Annotated in this window: 11 protein-coding genes, 1 pseudogene and 1 riboswitch; of the genes and pseudogenes, 4 read left to right on the top strand and 8 right to left on the bottom strand. The window is 74.7% G+C overall.

Translation table 11 applies throughout. The features are described 5' to 3' along the window. Positions 1 to 13: 13 nt before the first annotated feature. The 5 genes and pseudogenes from AS857_RS09830 to AS857_RS09805 all read right to left on the bottom strand — a co-directional run bounded on the left by AS857_RS09830 (position 14) and on the right by AS857_RS09805 (position 6,421). Entirely contained in the window at positions 14 to 1,258 is a 1,245-nt protein-coding gene (locus AS857_RS09830; protein WP_058042735.1) for an MFS transporter, read from the bottom strand. Then, the gene (locus tag AS857_RS09825) at positions 1,255 to 2,424 is read right to left on the bottom strand and encodes a dipeptide epimerase (RefSeq protein ID WP_079110207.1); all 1,170 of its coding nucleotides are present in this window, start codon (positions 2,422 to 2,424) and stop codon (positions 1,255 to 1,257) included. The genes AS857_RS09830 and AS857_RS09825 overlap by 4 nt, the downstream gene beginning before the upstream one ends. 375 nt (positions 2,425 to 2,799) lie before the next feature. Continuing rightward, positions 2,800 to 3,945: PLP-dependent cysteine synthase family protein (locus AS857_RS09815; protein ID WP_144440875.1), on the bottom strand; the 1,146-nt coding region annotated here is incomplete at its 3' end. Between the two features lie 404 nt (positions 3,946 to 4,349). After that, positions 4,350 to 5,168 (bottom strand): annotated as a pseudogene (locus AS857_RS09810) (Rossmann-like domain-containing protein); the annotation flags it as partial. Further along, positions 5,165 to 6,421, bottom strand: a complete 1,257-nt coding sequence (locus AS857_RS09805; protein WP_058042733.1) for an ATP-grasp domain-containing protein — start codon at positions 6,419 to 6,421, stop codon at positions 5,165 to 5,167. The pseudogene AS857_RS09810 and the gene AS857_RS09805, both read right to left, overlap by 4 nt. A 247-nt stretch (positions 6,422 to 6,668) precedes the next feature. Between AS857_RS09805 and AS857_RS09800 the strand changes: the two genes are divergently transcribed. Both AS857_RS09800 and AS857_RS09795 read left to right on the top strand, forming a co-directional pair. Further along, positions 6,669 to 8,162 (top strand): alpha/beta hydrolase, encoded by a 1,494-nt coding sequence (locus AS857_RS09800; protein ID WP_058042732.1) that lies wholly within the window; start codon positions 6,669 to 6,671, stop codon positions 8,160 to 8,162. Positions 8,163 to 8,273: 111 nt separating this feature from the next. Further along, entirely contained in the window at positions 8,274 to 9,479 is a 1,206-nt protein-coding gene (locus tag AS857_RS09795; RefSeq protein ID WP_058042731.1) for an MFS transporter, read from the top strand. A 96-nt stretch (positions 9,480 to 9,575) separates the two neighbouring features. Here AS857_RS09795 and nicT read toward each other — a convergent pair whose 3' ends face one another. After that, positions 9,576 to 10,694: a Nickel transporter NicT gene (gene nicT / locus AS857_RS09790; RefSeq protein ID WP_058042730.1), complete on the bottom strand. Its 1,119-nt coding sequence runs from the start codon at positions 10,692 to 10,694 to the stop codon at positions 9,576 to 9,578. Between the two features lie 31 nt (positions 10,695 to 10,725). Then, positions 10,726 to 10,942, bottom strand: a riboswitch (cobalamin riboswitch). An 81-nt stretch (positions 10,943 to 11,023) separates the two neighbouring features. After that, a complete protein-coding gene (locus AS857_RS09785) occupies positions 11,024 to 12,262 on the bottom strand; it encodes an FAD binding domain-containing protein (RefSeq protein ID WP_058042729.1) in 1,239 nt (412 codons plus the stop codon). A 170-nt stretch (positions 12,263 to 12,432) separates the two neighbouring features. Here AS857_RS09785 and AS857_RS09780 point away from each other — a divergent pair, with 170 nt between their 5' ends. Continuing rightward, complete coding sequence (locus AS857_RS09780) at positions 12,433 to 13,995, top strand: APC family permease (RefSeq protein WP_079110204.1); 1,563 nt, start codon at positions 12,433 to 12,435, stop codon at positions 13,993 to 13,995. Positions 13,996 to 14,006: 11 nt separating this feature from the next. Then, a complete protein-coding gene (locus tag AS857_RS09775; protein WP_079110203.1) occupies positions 14,007 to 14,609 on the top strand; it encodes a hypothetical protein in 603 nt (200 codons plus the stop codon). 199 nt (positions 14,610 to 14,808) lie between these two features. Here the strand turns inward: AS857_RS09775 and AS857_RS09770 are convergent, their stop codons facing one another. After that, positions 14,809 to 16,011, bottom strand: a complete 1,203-nt coding sequence (locus AS857_RS09770) for a cytochrome P450 family protein (protein ID WP_058042728.1) — start codon at positions 16,009 to 16,011, stop codon at positions 14,809 to 14,811. Positions 16,012 to 16,230 lie beyond the last annotated feature (219 nt).

The following is a 16,230-nucleotide window of genomic DNA, read 5'->3' as shown; positions in this document are numbered from 1 at the left end:
GGTCCTTGCTCCTTCAGGCCGTCGCGGGAGCCGTCGGAGGAGCCGTCGCCGCCGGGAGTGCCCGCAGCCGGTGCAGCCACGCCACTCCGCCCGCGGAGACGAGTCCGAGCGCCAGGCAGCACGCCCACGGCAGCCACTGGGTCCCGTCGCGCCCGCCGGTGTCCATGGCCCAGCCGACCAGCGCGTTGCCGAGGGCGGCGGCGATGCCGGAGACGGCGTAGAAGATGCCGAAGTACGTGCCGGTCAGCCCGGGCCGCCCGAAGCCGGGGATCATCTCCATGACGAACGGCTGGGCGACCATGACGCCGAGGTAGAGCAGCAGCGCTCCGCCGAGGACGGGCAGCAGCCCGAGCACGTTCCCCTCGGTGCCCGCGACCGCCATGGGGGGCAGGAAGGCGAGGCCCATCAGGGCGAGTCCGGCCGCGACCCACTTCCCCCGGCTGCCGCGGCCCTTCAGGGCCCGTGTGATGCGCAGTTGCAGGCCCAGGTTGGCGAGGGTCCCGGCGAGGAAGACGAGCCCCGCGGCGCCGTCCCAGCCGGTGGCGCGGCGGGCTCCGTCGGGCAGGAGGAGGTAGAGCTGGTTCTCCATGGTGAACATGCCGACCATGGCGAGGGAGAACGCCAGGAAAGCCCGGTTGGCGAGGACTTCGCGCCAGTCGGCGAGCACACCGCCGCCACTGGGCGCGGCCGGCCGGGCGGGCAGGACGAGCGCCTGGGCGACGGTGAGCAGGGCGAAGATCGCGGCGGCGGTGAGCGCGGAGGCCCGGAAGCCGACGAGGAGGAGCGCGCTGCCGAGCAGCGGCCCGATGAGCGCGCCGGTGGTCGCGAAGACGTTGAACAGGGCGAAGGCCTCCGCCTTCCGCTCCCCCGCCTCCTGGGCGAGGTACGTCCGCACGGCGGGGTTGAAGAGCGCGCCCGCGAGGCCGCTGAGGACGGATGCGGCGAGCAGCACGGTGAGGCCGTCGCCGAGGGCGAACAGGGCGAAGCCCGCGGTGCGCAGCGCGCACCCGGCGATGATCACGCCGCGCGCTCCGAGCCGGTCGGCGGCCGAGCCGCCGATGAGGAACAAACCCTGCTGGCTGAGGTTGCGGACGCCGAGGACGATGCCGATGACGGCGGCGGACATGCCGAGATCCTGGCCGAGGTGGGTGGCGAGGTAGGGGACGAGCAGGTAGAAGCCGGTGTTGACGCCGAGCTGGTTGACGAGGAGGAGGCGGATCGCGAGCGGGAAGCCGCGTATTTCGTGCCAGGTCTTCACGGTGCGGGGTCTCCTTGGCCTCGTTGGCCCCGTCGGGCTTGTTGGGCTTGTTGGGCTCGTTGCTCTTGTTGCGCCTGTCGCGCCTGTCGCGCCTGTCGCCCTCGTGGCGTACGTTGCGTTCTTTGCGTGGTGGCGCGGACGCCCAGGCCGGGGGCGCCCGGGGCCCGCACGGTCCCGTCCCGGCCGCCGATGCCGGTCCACGGGTCGTGGGCGAGCAGCAGGTGACCGTCGAGGTCGGTCCAGCGCGCCCGGTCGGCGAGGTGGACGGCGGGCGCGATGCCGAGCGAACTGGCGGTCAGGCAGCCCAGCATGAGCTCCGTGCCGCTGCCGGCCAGGGCGTCGGCGATCCGCAGGGCGGCGTGGACGCCGCCGCACTTGGCGAGCTTGACGTTGACGCCGTGGACGCGGCCCGCGAGCCGGCGGGCGTCGTCGAGGCTCACCGCGTCCTCGTCGGCGATGACGGGCAGCGGAGACGTCTCGGCGAGCCGGGCGAGGCCCTCGGGGTCGCCGGGGAGGGTGGGCTGTTCGACCGCTTCGACGCCGAGCGCGGCGAAGCGCGGCAGCAGCTTCCGGGCCCGGGCGACGGTCCAGGCCCCGTTGGGGTCGAGGAGCAGCCGGGCGTGCGGGGCGGCCTGCCGGACGGCCCGTACGCGCTCGATGTCGTCGGCGGGGTCGGGCGACCCGCCCTTGATCTTGAGGACGGTGAACCCGGCGTCGGCGAGACAGCGGGCCGTCAGGGCGGCCCGTACGGGGGAGGTGATGCCGATGGTGCGGGCCGTCTCGGCGGCGGGCGCGGCCGTGCTGCCGCCCAGGAGGCGGTGGACGGGCAGGCCGGCGCGCTTGCCCGCGAGGTCGAGCAGCGCGGCTTCGACGGCGGCGGCCACGGCGGGCGGGGTGTCGCGGGGCAGAAGCGTTTCCCCCTCCACGGCTTCCAGCGCGCTCTCCGGCGTCGCGAACCTGCTGAGTCCGACGGCGGCGTGGCACATCAGCCGCCGGATGGCACCGGCGTCCAGCCCGTAGTAGGCGCTGGCCACGGCCTCGCCGAAGCCGCGGACTCCGCCGTGCTCGACCGTCAGCCAGACGGCGTCGCGGGCGTCCATGACGCCCCGGGAGATCCGCAGGGGTTCCGCGAGACGGAGCCGGGCAGTGCGCAGGGTGGTCTTCACGGGGCGCCTCCGGTGGTACGGCAGTGAGGACGGCCGTCCGCCCGATTCCGCGACGAGCGCCCGCCGGGGACGTCGTGGCGGCCCCCGGCGCCGCTCGGAGCGACGCCCGGACCGGCGCCCGGAGCGGCGGTTCCCCCGACGTCGGCGGGCGCGCCGTCACAGCCGGACCGGCCGGCGGCCTGGCCGACCCCGCCGCCTCGGACGCCGGTCGCTCCGGCACCGCCTGCGCGGCGGACAGCCGCACCGACGGCGGGCACACCGGCAACGGCAGAGCCCGCCAAGGGCACGGCCCCGGTGCCTCCGGCCACGGCCTTCCCGGGGGCGGCCGCGTCACCGCCGGCCCCACCGGCCGCAGGCGTGACGCCGTCGGCCGGNCGGGCCCGCGACGGGCGCGCCGGCGCGAGCCGCCCCGGTGGCACCCGGCCACCCGCAGGGCGCCGCCCCCGCTCCGCCCGCGTCCCGCACCGGATCCACCACTGTCGTGCACCGCGCCCAGCCCGTCGCCTCCGCGGCTCGTGGGTGGGGGATTTCCAGGGGGCGGCGCGCGGCCGCGTCGAGGTCGAGGCCGTGTGCTGCGGTGAAGTCGTCGTCGTAGAGCGTGCCGAGGTAGCGGTGGGGGCCGTCGGGGAAGACGGTGGCGACGACGGCGCCGGGGTGGACGCGGGCGGCCCAGGCCGCGACGAGGGCGGCCGCGCCCGTGGACCAGCCGCCGCTGACGAACGCCTCGCGCGCCAGCCGCCGGCAGGCGTCCGCGGCCTCGGCGGGGCCGACCCAGTGGACCTCGTCGAAGGCGTCGTAGGCGACGTTCCGCGGGTGGATGCTGCTGCCGAGGCCGCGCATCAGGCGGGGCCGGGCCGGCTGGCCGAAGATCGTCGAGCCGGTCGCGTCGACGCCGACGACCCGCAGTCCGGGGAAGTGCCGGCGCAGGGGCCCGGCGATGCCGGCGCTGTGCCCGCCGGTGCCGACGCTGCACACGAGGATGTCCAGGTGGTCCAGGCCGGAGGCCAGTTCGGCGGCGAGGGAGGCGTAACCGGCGACGTTGTCGGGGTTGTTGTACTGGTCGGGCCAGTACGCGCCGGGGTGCTCGGCGAGGAGCTGCCGCAGCCGGGCGAGGCGTGCGGCCTGCCAGCCGCCCTCGGCAGCCGGGCGGTCGACGATGTCGAGCCGGGCGCCGTGGGCGCGCAGGAGCCGCCGCATGGACGGTTCCAGCTCGGCGTCGCCGACGAGGACGACGGGGTGGCCGAGGGCCTGGCCCGCGAAGGCGAGGCCGATGCCGAGGGTGCCGGAGGTGGACTCGACGACGGGCGCGCCGGGCAGGAGCTCGCCGCGTTCCTCGGCGCCCATGAGCATGGAGACGGCGGCACGGGCCTTCATGCCGCCCGCGCCGAGCCCTTCGAGCTTGGCCCAGAACCCGGGGTGCGGGCCGGGCAGTCCGGCGTCGATACGGGCGAGCGGGGTGCGGCCGAGGAGGGCGAGGAGCCCGCGGTTGGCGCGGGGCGCGGCCTGCAGGACGGGGCTCATCGCGGACCTCCGGAGGGGCGGAGGGAACCCGGGCCGCGGGAGGCGTCGGGGCCGCCGGAAGCACGGAGGACGCCGGGGCCACCGGAACCCTGGACGGCACCCGGGCCACCGGACGCGTGAAGGGAGCCCGTACCGCCGGAGGCGCCGGGGCCGCCGGAAGCGCGGAGGACGCCGGGACCACCGGAAGCCTGGACGGCGCCCGAGCCACCGGAACCCTGGAGGGAGCCCAAGCCCCCGGAGGCATCTATGCCGCCGAGGCCGCCAGGGCCGCCGGAACCACGGACGACACCCGGGCCACCGGAAGAACCCTGGACGACACCCGGGCCGCCCGAAGCCCAGAGGACATCCGGGCCGTCCGAAGCCCGGAGGACACCCGGCCCCCCGGAGCCGTGCAGCGTGCCCGGGCCGCCGTAGCGGTGGACGACGCCGGGGCCGCCGTCGAGCCAGAAGAACGGGTACGGCTCGGCGCACACCGCGCTCACCCCGGCGCCGATCAGCCGCGGCAGGATCGCGCTGCCGGTCTGCGCGAAGGCCACGAGCTGCTTGCCGTGGCGCCGGGCGTGCTCGCGCAGGGGCTCGAAGGTGCCGTTGCCGAGGGTCATCCCGGAGACGAGCAGGGCGTCGCAGTCCTCGAGTTCCGCGTGCGCGTCGGTGCACACGGGTTCGCCCCACTCGGTGACGCCGCCCTTGAGGTCGCAGGGCACGTAGGCCAGGCCGCGCTCGCGCAGCGCCTCCAGCAGGGAGTTGACGACGCCGACGACGAGGACGCGCTGCCCGGGGCGGGCGTCCAGCAGGCTGACGACGGCGCGTGCCCGGGCGCGGGACTTGCGCAGCGAGTCGCCCGCGGGCAGCGCCCAGGGCCGGGCGCCGTTGGCGGGGGTGTGCGGGGTGGTGTGCATCAGGTAGGCGTCCAGGGCGGCCACCCGTACGGCCCGCAGGGGGTGGTCGAGGAGCGTGGCGACGTCGGTGCCGGCGCACTCCTCGACGGCGCCGGCGGGAAGGGCGCCGGGTTCGACGGCGCAGGAGCCGACGGCGGCGCCGACGCGCAGGCTGAGCACCTCGTTGCGGTAGCCGCCGCGGCGGCCTTCGTGGCGTACGGCCTGGGCGGTGGTGAAGGCGACGTCGGCGCGCAGGGTGCGGGGGTCGGGCCCGTACGCGCCTGCCAGGACGCGCTGTTCGAGGTCGGGACAGGAGACGGCGGGGACGGGGGCGGGAACGTTCACGGCGCCACCACCTTCGGGGTGAGGCCGGCGAGGAGTTCCTCGGCACGGCGGCGCGCTCCGTGGCCGCCGGGGTCGGCGGCCATGACGTGCCCGAGGTAGTCGTTGTTGCTGCCGCTCGCCTTGACGGCGGTGCCGGGCTCGGCGAAGGAGGCTTCGAGCACACCGGGGGCTCCGGCGACGCCGTCCGCCCCGTCGATGTGCTGCAGCGTGCCGGCGGTCTCCGGGACGAGGAAGGAGACGGCCGCGCTGCGTATGCCCGTCGTACGGGTGGTCAGGTCGGGTTCGCGCCCGAGGGCGACGTCCACGCAGGCGGCGGCGAGGTCGACGCCGGTGACGTGGCGGACGAGTTCGGTGATGCGGTTGCCCGCGGGGCGGGGGTTGACCTCGATGACGCGGGGCCCGTCCGCGGTGAGCTTGATCTCGGTGTGGGCGACGACGTCGTCGAGGCCGAGGGCGTCGAGGGCGCGCAGGGCGGTGGCGGCGGCCTCCTCGGCCTGCGCCGGGTCCAGGGCGGCGGGGAACATGTGGCCGGTCTCGACGAAGGCCGGGGCGCCGCCGACGCTCTTGTCGGTGATGCCGACGACGTGTGCCGTTCCGCCGGAGGAGACGGTCTCGACGCTGACTTCGGGCCCGTCGAGCAGCTCTTCGAGGAGGACGACGGGGGCGCGGAGCTGTCCGCGCGCGTTGACGGGGAAGTCCGCGAGGGCGCGGTGGGCGGCGGCCAGCCCGGCCTCGTCGTCGACCCTGCGCACGTACATGCCGGCGCACAGGTCGACGGGCTTGAGGACGAGGGGGTAGCCGAGGTCGCGGGCCGCTTCGGCGGTGGCGGTCCAGTCGGGGCAGACGGCGAAGCGCGGCCCGGGGAGGCCGGCGCGGTCGAGGGCGCGGCGGGTGGCGTCCTTGCGGCAGGCGTCGGTGACGGCGCGCACGGGCGGGCCGGGCAGGCCGAGGCGGCCGGCGATGCGGGCGGCGGTGGGGAGGTAGTAGTCGCAGGAGGTCAGGACGCCGTCGAAGCGCAGGGCGGCGTGCAGCTGCTCGATGTGCGGGAGCAGCGCGGCGGGGTCGTTGGTGTCGGCCTGGACGACGTTGCGGGCGGAGAGCAGGGGGTGGGCGGTGCCCTCGGGCGCGGAGCGCAGGTAGTGATGGAGGTCGCGGGTGAGGAAGGTGAATTCGTGGCCGGCTTCGCGGATCGCCCGTGGCAGCAGTCTGCTCATCGATCCGACCCAGCTCTCGACCATCAGCAGGTGTCCCACAACTCTCCCTCTTGGTAGTGCAGTCGGCGGTCCCGATGGGGGTCCGGGGGCGTGCCCGGGCATGCCGGGGGGAGCCCTCGGGGCGGCACGGCCCGTCTTGACCTCGCACACGCTATCGACAATGGTTGTCATTGTCATCTGCTGAACCGTCAGCCACCCCCGGCCCCCGCCGGCCCTTGCGCACCCCCAGCCCTGCACACCCCTGTACGCCCCCCTGCACACCCCCACCCCGCCGATTGCGAGATCCATGCGCCGTCCCACCCGCCCGGCCGCCGTCCTGTGCGCCGTCGCCGCCACTGCGACAGCCCTGTCCCCCTCCGCCGCCACGGCCGCCGCGCCGCCCGCCGCCGCGATCGCCTTCGGGCCGTGCCCCGCCTCCGTGCCGGCGCCCGCCCCGCCCGCCCGCGTCGAGTGCGGCACGCTGAGCGTGCCCCTCGACCACGCCCGGCCCGACGGCCCGCAACTGTCCATAGCCGTCTCGCGGGTCCGCGCCACCGGCACCCCCGCCGAGCGCCGCGGGGTGCTGCTCGTCAACCCCGGCGGGCCGGGCGGCTCCGGGCTGCCGTACGCCGTCACCAAGCGCGCCAAGCTGCCCGAGCGGGTCCGGCGCGCGTACGACGTCGTCGGCTTCGACCCGCGCGGGACCGGCCGCAGCGCCCCTGCGGACTGCGGCGCGATGGGCGGCCTCTTCGCGGCGCCCGCACCCGACCCCGTCCCGCGCGACCGCTCCGCCGAGCGGGAGCACCTCGCCTCCCTGCGCAGCCTCGCCGGTGACTGCGCGGCGGGCGCGGGGCCCGCCCTGCCGCACCTTTCGACGGAGGAGACCGCCCGCGACATGGACGCCATCCGCGCGGCTCTCGGCGAGGGGCGCACCGGATTCCTCGGCGTCTCCTACGGCAGCTACCTCGGCGCGGCCTACGCGGCCCTGTTCCCGCAGCGCGTGGGCCCGATGGTGCTGGACAGCGTCGTCGGCCCGGAGGACTGGTACGCCTTCGACCTCCGCCAGGCCGGGGCCCTGCTGCGGCAGCGCGCGACCCTGCTGGAGTGGCTGGCCGCCCACCACGAGCGGTTCGGGCTCGGCAGCACGGCGGGAGCGGTCCGCGGGGCGTACGAGCGGGTGCGGGCCGGGCTCGCGGCCCGGCCCGTGGACGGCTTCGGGCCCGCCGAGTTCGACCGCGCGGTCTACCGGGCGCTCGGCCGCACCGAGCGCTGGGCGCCCCTCGGCGACGGGCTGCGCACCTACCTGCGCGACGGCACGGTCGGCGGCCTGCGCCCCGCGGCCCCCTTCGACGGCCCGGACTCCCGTACGTACGAGGCCGCCAACCGCACCGTGAAGTGCGCCGACGGCCCCGGTCCCGCACCCGGGCGGGTCGTCGCCGACCTCCGCCGGCTGCGCCGCCTCGACCCGCTGCCCGTCCTGACCGGCATCGAGGCGTCGGCCTGCGCGTACTGGCACCACCGCCCGCACAGCCGCACGCGCCTCGGCAGCCCGGCCGCTCCCCCGGTCCTGCTCGTCGCTTCGCAGCACGACCCCGTCACCCCGGTCGAGGGCGCCCGGGCCATGCAGCGCGTGCTGCCCGGATCCAGGCTGGTCACGCTGGAGAACGACTACTCGCACGGCGTCTTCGCCAGCCGGGGCAACGCGTGCGTGGACGACGCCGTGGCCGCCTATCTGGTGGACGGCACGGTGCCCGGCGGGGATCTGCGCTGCCAGGGTCCGGGCCTGCCGGAAATCCCTTGACGGCCGACGTGTTACGTATAACCATTCCCTCGTGATCTCACCCACGCGAGCGGCAACGCCGGACATGGCCACCCAGTGGCCGAGGGAGTCGACGAGCGGCGAGGATTCCCCATGAGCTACGCGGACCTGCTGCGCGGCCCCCACGTGACCAGGCTGCTCCTGGGGACCCTCGTCGGGCGGCTGCCGAGCGCGATGGCTTCGGTCGCCGTGCCGCTGGCCCTCCGTCAGGCGGGGGCTTCGTACGGGTTCGTGGGCGTGGCCGTGGGGGTGTTCGCCATCGCCTCCGCGATCGGCGGCCCGCTGCTGGGCCGTCTCGTGGACCGGGCGGGCCAGCCGCTCGTCCTGCTGCCCACGGCCCTCGTGGCGGCCGTGGGCTTCGCGGTCGTGGCGATCGCGCCCGGCAGCCGCACGGCCGTCCTGGCCGGAGTCGCGCTCGCCGGAGCGGCGACGCCGCCGCTGGAGCCGTGCCTGCGGGCCCTGTGGCCGGACATCGTCGCGCCCGGGAAGCTGGAGGCGGCCTACGCCCTGGACTCCGCCTCGCAGGAACTGGTCTTCGTCGGCGGGCCCCTGGTGGTGGCCGGCGGCGTGGCCGTCGCCTCGCCCGGGGCGGCGCTGTGGGCCGGTGCGCTCCTGGGCATCGCCGGAGTGCTCGTCGTCGCCACCGCCCCGCCCGCCCGGGTCTGGAAGGCGCCCGCCCGCTCCGGCGACCGGCTCGGCCCGCTGCGCAGCCGCGGCCTGGTCGTGCTGCTCACGGGCCTCACGGGCGCGGGCGTCGCCATCGGCACGCTCAACGTCCTCGTCGTCCACTACGCGGAGGACCACCGGCTGCCCGGCGGCGCCCCCACGCTCCTCGCGCTCAACGCCCTCGGCGCGCTGATCGGCGGGCTGGCCTACGGGGCCGTGCGCCACTGGCGGGTGGCGCCGCCGCGCCGGACGCTGCTGCTGATGCTGGGGCTCACGGCCGGGTACGGGCTGCTGTGCCTGCTGCCCGCGCCGCCGCTCATGGCCGGCCTGATGATCCTCACCGGCCTGTTCCTCGCGCCCGTGCTCACCGTCGTGTTCGTGCTGGTGGGCGAGCTCGCCCCGGCGGGCACCGTCACCGAGGCGTTCGCCTGGCTGGTGACCCTGATGACGGCGGGCGTGGCGCTGGGGTCGGCCGTCGTCGGCACGGTGCTGGAGACGGCCGGGCCCACGTGGGCCGCGTCGTGCGGGGTCGCCGGGCTCGCCGTGGGCGCCCTGGTGATCCTCGCCGGGCAGGCGCACCTCGTCCCGGCGGCGCGGGAGGAGGCCGAGGAGGCGCCCGCCCGCGCCGTCTGAGCCGGTCCGGTCCCGCGATCGGCTACGGCCCCGCGGTCAGGCCCGGTGCCGCGATCGGGTACGGGCCCGGCCCCGCCGGGACCGGGCCCGCCGGCGTCAGCTCTCGGCCGCGGCCTGCGTGCGGGCCGCCCAGCGCTGTTCGACCTTGCCGAAGCGCCAGTAGCCGAGGGCCGCCGCCCACACCACCACGAACAGGCCGACGATGACGAAGCCCACGTTGTCGAGGTTCAGGCCGGCGATCCAGCCGGTCACCGCGTCGTCCAGCCCCAGCTTCTCGTGCAGGACGCCGACCAGTTCGATGGTGCCGATGAGGAAGGCGACGGCGATGGACAGGCCGGTGATCGTGAGGTTGTAGTAGACCTTGCGGACCGGGTTGGAGAACGCCCACTGGTAGGCGAAGTTCATGAACGTGCCGTCGAGCGTGTCGAACAGGCTCATGCCCGCGGCGAACAGCAGCGGCAGGCACACGATCGCGTACCAGGGCAGGCCCGCGGCAGCGCCGCTGCCCGCCATCACCATCAGCGTGACCTCGGTGGCGGTGTCGAAGCCGAGCCCGAAGAGGAAGCCCAGGGGGTACATCTGCCCCGGCCGGGTGATGGAGCGGGTGAAGCGGCCGAGGATGCGGTTCATGAAGCCGCGCGAGTCCAGGTGCTGCTCCAGCTCCTTCTCGTCGTAGCGGCCCTCGCGCATGGCGCGGAAGATGCGCAGGATGCCGGCGAGGGCGACGAGGTTGAGCGCGGCGATGAGGTAGAGGAAGCCGCCGGAGACCGTCGTGCCGACGACGCCCAGGGTCTGGTGGGCCGTGGACTCCTCGTCCATCAGCCGCCCGGCGAGCTGGGTGCCGCCGGCCACCAGGGCGGCCATCGCGACGACGACGCTGGAGTGGCCGAGCGCGAACCAGAAGCCGACGGAGACCGGGCGCTTGCCGTCCGCCATGAGCTTGCGGGTGGTGTTGTCGATGGCGGCGATGTGGTCGGCGTCGAAGGCGTGCCGCATGCCGAGGGTGTAGGCGGTGATGCCGAGCCCGACCCCGTAGACCTTCGAGCCGACGGTGTAGTGGTTGGGGACGACGAGCAGGTAGAGCACGCCGAACGCGACGACGTGCAGGGCGGCTATGACGGCCAGCAGACCGGCGGTCCGCACGGTGTCCTCGCGGCGCCAGCGGAAGGCGGGCGCGGGACCGGGGGAACCAGGGGAATCAGCGGGAAGGGACATCTTGGGTTGAACGCTCCAGCACCTCGTGGACCATTTGCGAGATGCCGTGGCCGGTCTCCTGGCTTACGGGTCCGTTCGCGCCCGTCCCCGCCTTCCCGGCAGCCGGCTGCGGCCAGTGGCTCCGCGCGCCCTGGGAGCGCGCGGAACGGGACGGTCACTCCCCGATCACAGTGGCGAGGGCCGCTCCGGACTGGGACCACGAAGGCCCGTCACCGGTCTTCCCGAACACCACGGCCGGGCCACCCTAGCGGTTGTGCACAGGTTCTGCAGTTGCAAACCTCTCGCAATCGACGGTGGCGCTCGGCGGCGTCCTCCTGCTCCGGCCGCCGCTACCGGCGCGGCTCCCCGCCCCGCTCCCCGAGCGACCGCCCGCCGAAGTCCCGCCCGCCGTCGGCCGCCTGCCGCCACCAGTCCTCCAGCGCGCCCTGGTCCAGCGCGGCCCAGGCGGGCGTGGCCTGCACCTGCGCCCGGCCCAGTCTGCGGCCGAGATCGACGATCGCGCGGCCGGCCGGCGCCCGCGCGGCGTCGTACGCGGCCACGGCCCCGGCCCAGCTCCCGGCCGACGCCAGGCAGTGCTCCAGCACCGTGGCGTCCTGCAGCGCCTTGACGGCCCCGCTGCCCGAATGCGGCCGGGCGACCGCCGCCGCGTCCCCCACGAGCACGAGCCGGCCCTCCCCGTAGCGCGGCACGCACAGGTCATGAACGGGTTGGACGTAGGTGGCGTCCTTCGGGGTGCGCCGGACGAGCTCCTGCCAGTACGGCGGGAAGTGCGCGTCCACGACGGCGCGGTGCTGCGCCGTCAGCCCGTCGGGCACGCGGCTCGGCGGGAGGCCGGCCGCGGCCTCCAGGGACAAGGTGTGGGCGGGGTCGTCGGGAACGCAGTAGAAGACCCAGTTGGCGCTGGTGCCGGTGCCGCCGGGGCCGGGGATGCGGTAGACGATCATGTGGCCGCCCGGGAAGGCGACGGTGGCGGCCTCGTCGCGCGCCCACGCCTCCGCAGGCCCCGGCAGGTCCGCCTCGGGGAGCGCGCCGCGCCACGCCACGTATCCGGAGTAACGGGGCACGGTCGCGGCCCGCGTTGCGGCCCGCACGGCCGAGCGGTAGCCGTCGGCGCCGACCACGAGGTCGAAGCGCTCCTCCCGGCCCCCGGCCAGCTGCAGGACGGCGCCGTCCGGCCCGGGCACCACCCGCTCGACCGCGGTGCCGCGCTCGTAGGCGACGGAGGACGGCACGCGCGCACGCAGCTCGCTCCAGAGCGACCCCCAGTTGTACGAACGGAACCCGAACGGCAGTGCGCCCACCCGCCGCCCGGCCCGGCTGCCCGCGTCCCGGACGATCCAGGGGCGCGAGGTCAGCCGCACCCACGGAATGGCCGGGTCCAGGTATCCGGCCGCCTCCAGCTCCGCGTACCGCCGGTCGTGGACGGCCAGGCCCACGCCCCGGTCCTGCAGCCCGCCGGCCGCCCGCTCGTACACCACGACCTCGCCGGCGCCCGCCCGCGCCGCGGCGAGCGCCGCCGCGCACCCCGCGATGGACCCGCCCACGACCGCTATCCGCCCTGCCGACATCTCCCACCCCTTCGGTCACTGCCGTTGCGAACGGAACCTACCCGGTCGGCCGGTCGGCAGTACCGGCGTGTCGGAACGGTGGACGGTTGCGACACGCCGGTGCTACCAGTGCATTGGACGGACAATCAGGTCAGCCGGACCCCGTCCGGCGCGAGAAAGGGCCGACCTCAATGGCAGAGACGGATCCACCGCCGGACGAGCGCGTCGGCTTCGTGCGCCGCATCGGACTGTTCCAGGCCACCGCCATCAACATGAGCCAGATGTGCGGCATCGGCCCCTTCGTCACCATCCCCCTCATGGTCGCGGCCTTCGGCGGCCCGCAGGCCGTCATCGGCTTCGTCGCGGGCGCGGTGCTGGCCCTGGCCGACGGGCTGATCTGGGCCGAGCTCGGCGCCTCGCTGCCCGGCGCCGGCGGCAGCTACGTCTATCTGCGCCAGGCCTTCCAGTACCGCACCGGGAAGCTGATGCCGTTCCTGTTCGTGTGGACGGCGATGCTCTTCATCCCGCTGGGCATGTCCACCGGGGTCATCGGCTTCGTGCAGTACCTGGGCTATCTGTGGCCGGACATGGGCCAGATGCAGGGCGACGTGACCGGACTGGCCGTCATCGCGCTGATCGTGCTGGTGCTGTGGCGGCGCGTCGAGAACATCGCACGGATCACGGTCGTGCTGTGGTGCGTGATGATCGCCTCCGTCGTGCTGGTGATCCTCGCCGCCTTCACCCACTTCAGCCCCGACCGGGCCTTCACCTACCCCTCGGGCGCCTTCGAGCTGACGTCGGACCACTTCTGGATCGGCTTCGCGGCGGGCCTGACCATCGGCATCTACGACTACCTCGGCTACAACACGGCCGCGTACATGGGCGCCGAGATCAAGAACCCCGGGCGCACCCTGCCGCGCGCCATCGTCTTCTCCATCCTCGGCATCATGGCCATCTACCTGCTCCTGCAGATCGGCACGCTCGGCGTCATCGACTGGAAGCAGATGCTCGACCCCGCCTCGACGGCGTCCTCGTCCGTCGCCTCGGCGGTCCTGGAGGAGGCCTGGGGCAAGGGGCCCGCCCGGGTCGTCACCGTGCTCATCCTCGTCACGGCCGTCGCCTCGGTCCTCGCCGGGCTGCTCGGCGGCTCCCGGGTGCCCTACGACGCCGCCCGGGAGAAGGTCTTCTTCCGCCCCTTCGGACGACTGCACCCCAGACACCGCTTCCCGGCGCTGGGCCTGGCCGCCATGGGAGTCATCACGGGCGCAGGGTTCCTGATCGGCCGTCACACGGACCTGGCCACACTGATCCAGCTGCTCACCGCCGTGATGGTGATCGTGCAGGCCCTCGCCCAGGTCCTCGCCGTGACCGTGCTGCGCCGCCGCCAGCCGGACCTGCCGCGCCCGTACCGGATGTGGCTCTACCCGCTGCCGAGCCTGGTGGCCCTGGTGGGCTGGCTCGTCATCTACGGCTACGCGGACCGGAATTCCCCCGGCCGGCATCCCATCGAATGGTCCCTGGCCTGGGTCGGGGCCGGTTGCGTGGCCTTCGTGCTCTGGTCGCGCTACGAGAAGGTGTGGCCGTTCGGGCCGCGGGAGATCAGCGAGGAGTACCTGCACGGCGCCGACCCGGACGCCGCCGCCGGGACGGCCCCCGGAACAGCCCCCGACCTCGCCGCGGGCGCGGTTCCTGACGCCAGGTCGGGCGAGGCGCCGGACGCCGACCCGGACACCGGGGTGCCCGCCGAGCGGTGATACTTGCACCCATGCCTGTTTCTGCCTCCCCTCACTCACCTCCCGCCCCGCACGCCTCCGCCGCCCCCCGCCGCAGGCTGTACTGGCACCGCCTCTTCTTCGGGCTGTGGTACCGCCCGGTCGAGATCCTGGACGAGGCGCGGGACCGGAGCGTGTGGGGGGCGGCGGCGTTCCTGTGCCTGCTCTGCGGAGCGCTGGGGACGCTGGGCAAGGACTCGTTCTGGGAGGGCTGGCGGGTGGGCCCCGCCCTGGCCCTGGAGGCCATGGCGATAGCCGACGTCGTGCTCGTCCTGGCCAGCCTGCTGCTGGGTATCGCCACCCAGGCCATCGCCCGCCGGCTCGGCGGCAACGGCAAGTTCGGCCCCACGGTCACGCTGTTCGTGGTGGTGTTCTGGGCGACGGACCTGCCGCGGCTGGCCCTGGACGCGTGCCTGCCCGGGGACTCCTTCCCCGTACGGGCGGCCGCCTGGATCACCTCGGCCTTCGGCTACGCCTTCGCCGCCCTGCTGATCCGCGGTCAGCACCACCTGCCCACGCACAAGGCGGTGGCGGCGGTGAGCATACAGATGCTCGCGGCCGTCGCCCTGCTGAAGTTCCCTGCCACCACGGTCTGATCCACCACGGTCTGATCCACCGCGAGCCGGTCCGGCCGCTGAGGCTGCCACGGCCGATGCGGCCGGCGCGCCGGAGAATCCGGCCCGAGGGTTCGAAGGCCCGCCCGGTGCGACGGGGGATGCACACCGGGCGGGCTCGAGGACAGTTCTACCTCATCAAGGATGGGTTATGCACCAAAAACCTGTTCGGCTTTGCTGACTACCAGCGAACAGGGAGCGAAATCAGGCCACTCGCACGTATCGAGGGCCGCCGGGCGACGTCCTCCCGCGCCCCGTCGAGCGCGAGCCCGGGAAACCGCTCCAGCAGCGCTGCCAGCGCAGTTTCCGTCTCCATCCTGGCCAGCGGGGCGCCGAGGCAGTAATGGATCCCGTGGCCCAGCGCGAGATGACCGGAACGATCACGGTTCAGATCCAGCCGATCCGGCTCGGAAAAGTGATGAGGGTCACGATTGGCCGACGCCAGGGACAGCAGGACGGTCTCCCCGGCCGGCACGGTCACCCCGCCGATCTCCACGTTCTCCAGCGGAAACCTGCGGATCGCGAGAGCCGCGGGCCCGTCCCACCGCATGAACTCCTCGACGGCCGCTCCGAGTCCGGCCGGATTCGCTCGCAAAGAGTCCATCAAGGCCGGGTGGTCCAGCAGCGCCAGGACGGAGTTGGCGATCAGGTGGACGGTGTTCTCGTAGCCCGCGAAGAGGATCAGGAAGGCGAGCGAGCTCAGCTCGTCCTCGGAGAGCCGGTCGGCACCGTCCGTTCCGTCCCCCGCATCGCCGTCACGGACCGCGATGAGGTCGGAGAGCAGGTCGTCACCGGGGGCGGCGCGCTTGCTCGCGATGAGAGTGGTGAAGAAGCGCATCATGTTGCCGATGGCTTCCTTCATGAGGTGGGTCCGCGTGGGGTCGGGCACGAGCATGGCGTCGGTCCAGGCCCGGAAGTCCACCCGCTGCTCCTGCGGTACGCCCAGCAGGTCGCAGATGACCGTGATGGGCAGCGGGCCCGCGTAGGAGGCCAGCAGGTCCGTACGGCCGTCGGCCTCGACGGCGTCGAGGAGTTCGTCGGCGATCCTGCGCACCGGTGCGCGGAGCTTGTCCACGCGGCCGGGGGTGAAGGCCTTGACGACCAGGCGGCGGATCCGGGTGTGGTCCGGGGGGTCCATGTTCAGGAGGTTCCGGTCCAGGGCCGAAGGCAGGCTGAACCCTGTGTAGTTGTCGCGTGCGGCGTTGGCCTTGTCCAGGGACAGCCGCGGGTCGGCGAGCGCCCGGCGGACGTCGTCGTAGCGGGTCACCAGCCAGGCGGGCCGTCCGTCGGGGCCGGTGATGCGGTGGACCGGGCCGGCCTCGCGCAGCCTGGCGTAAGTGCCGTACGGGTCGGTCATGAGCCCGGAGGCGGTGGAGTTCTGCATGGCGCCCGACTCTAGAAGATCAAGCCGTCCGGTGCTCGGGGACCGGAGGCGGGGGGCGGATCCCGGGGCCCGCCACGGGGCTCACCGGAGCCTTACGGCGAACCCGCCGGAGGTGACGCGCACGGGCGGCGCCGGATCCGTCGTGGTGACGGACCCGGCGCCGGCCTGTGGCGCAGGCGGCCTTGACCCCCGTCCAGGGCCGCCTCGTCCATGGGCCGC

This window comes from Streptomyces roseifaciens, assembly GCF_001445655.1.
Lineage (GTDB): Bacteria > Actinomycetota > Actinomycetes > Streptomycetales > Streptomycetaceae > Streptomyces > Streptomyces aureoversilis.
Note: the sequence above shows the minus strand (reverse complement) of the source record. Positions and strands in the feature narration are given on the sequence as shown.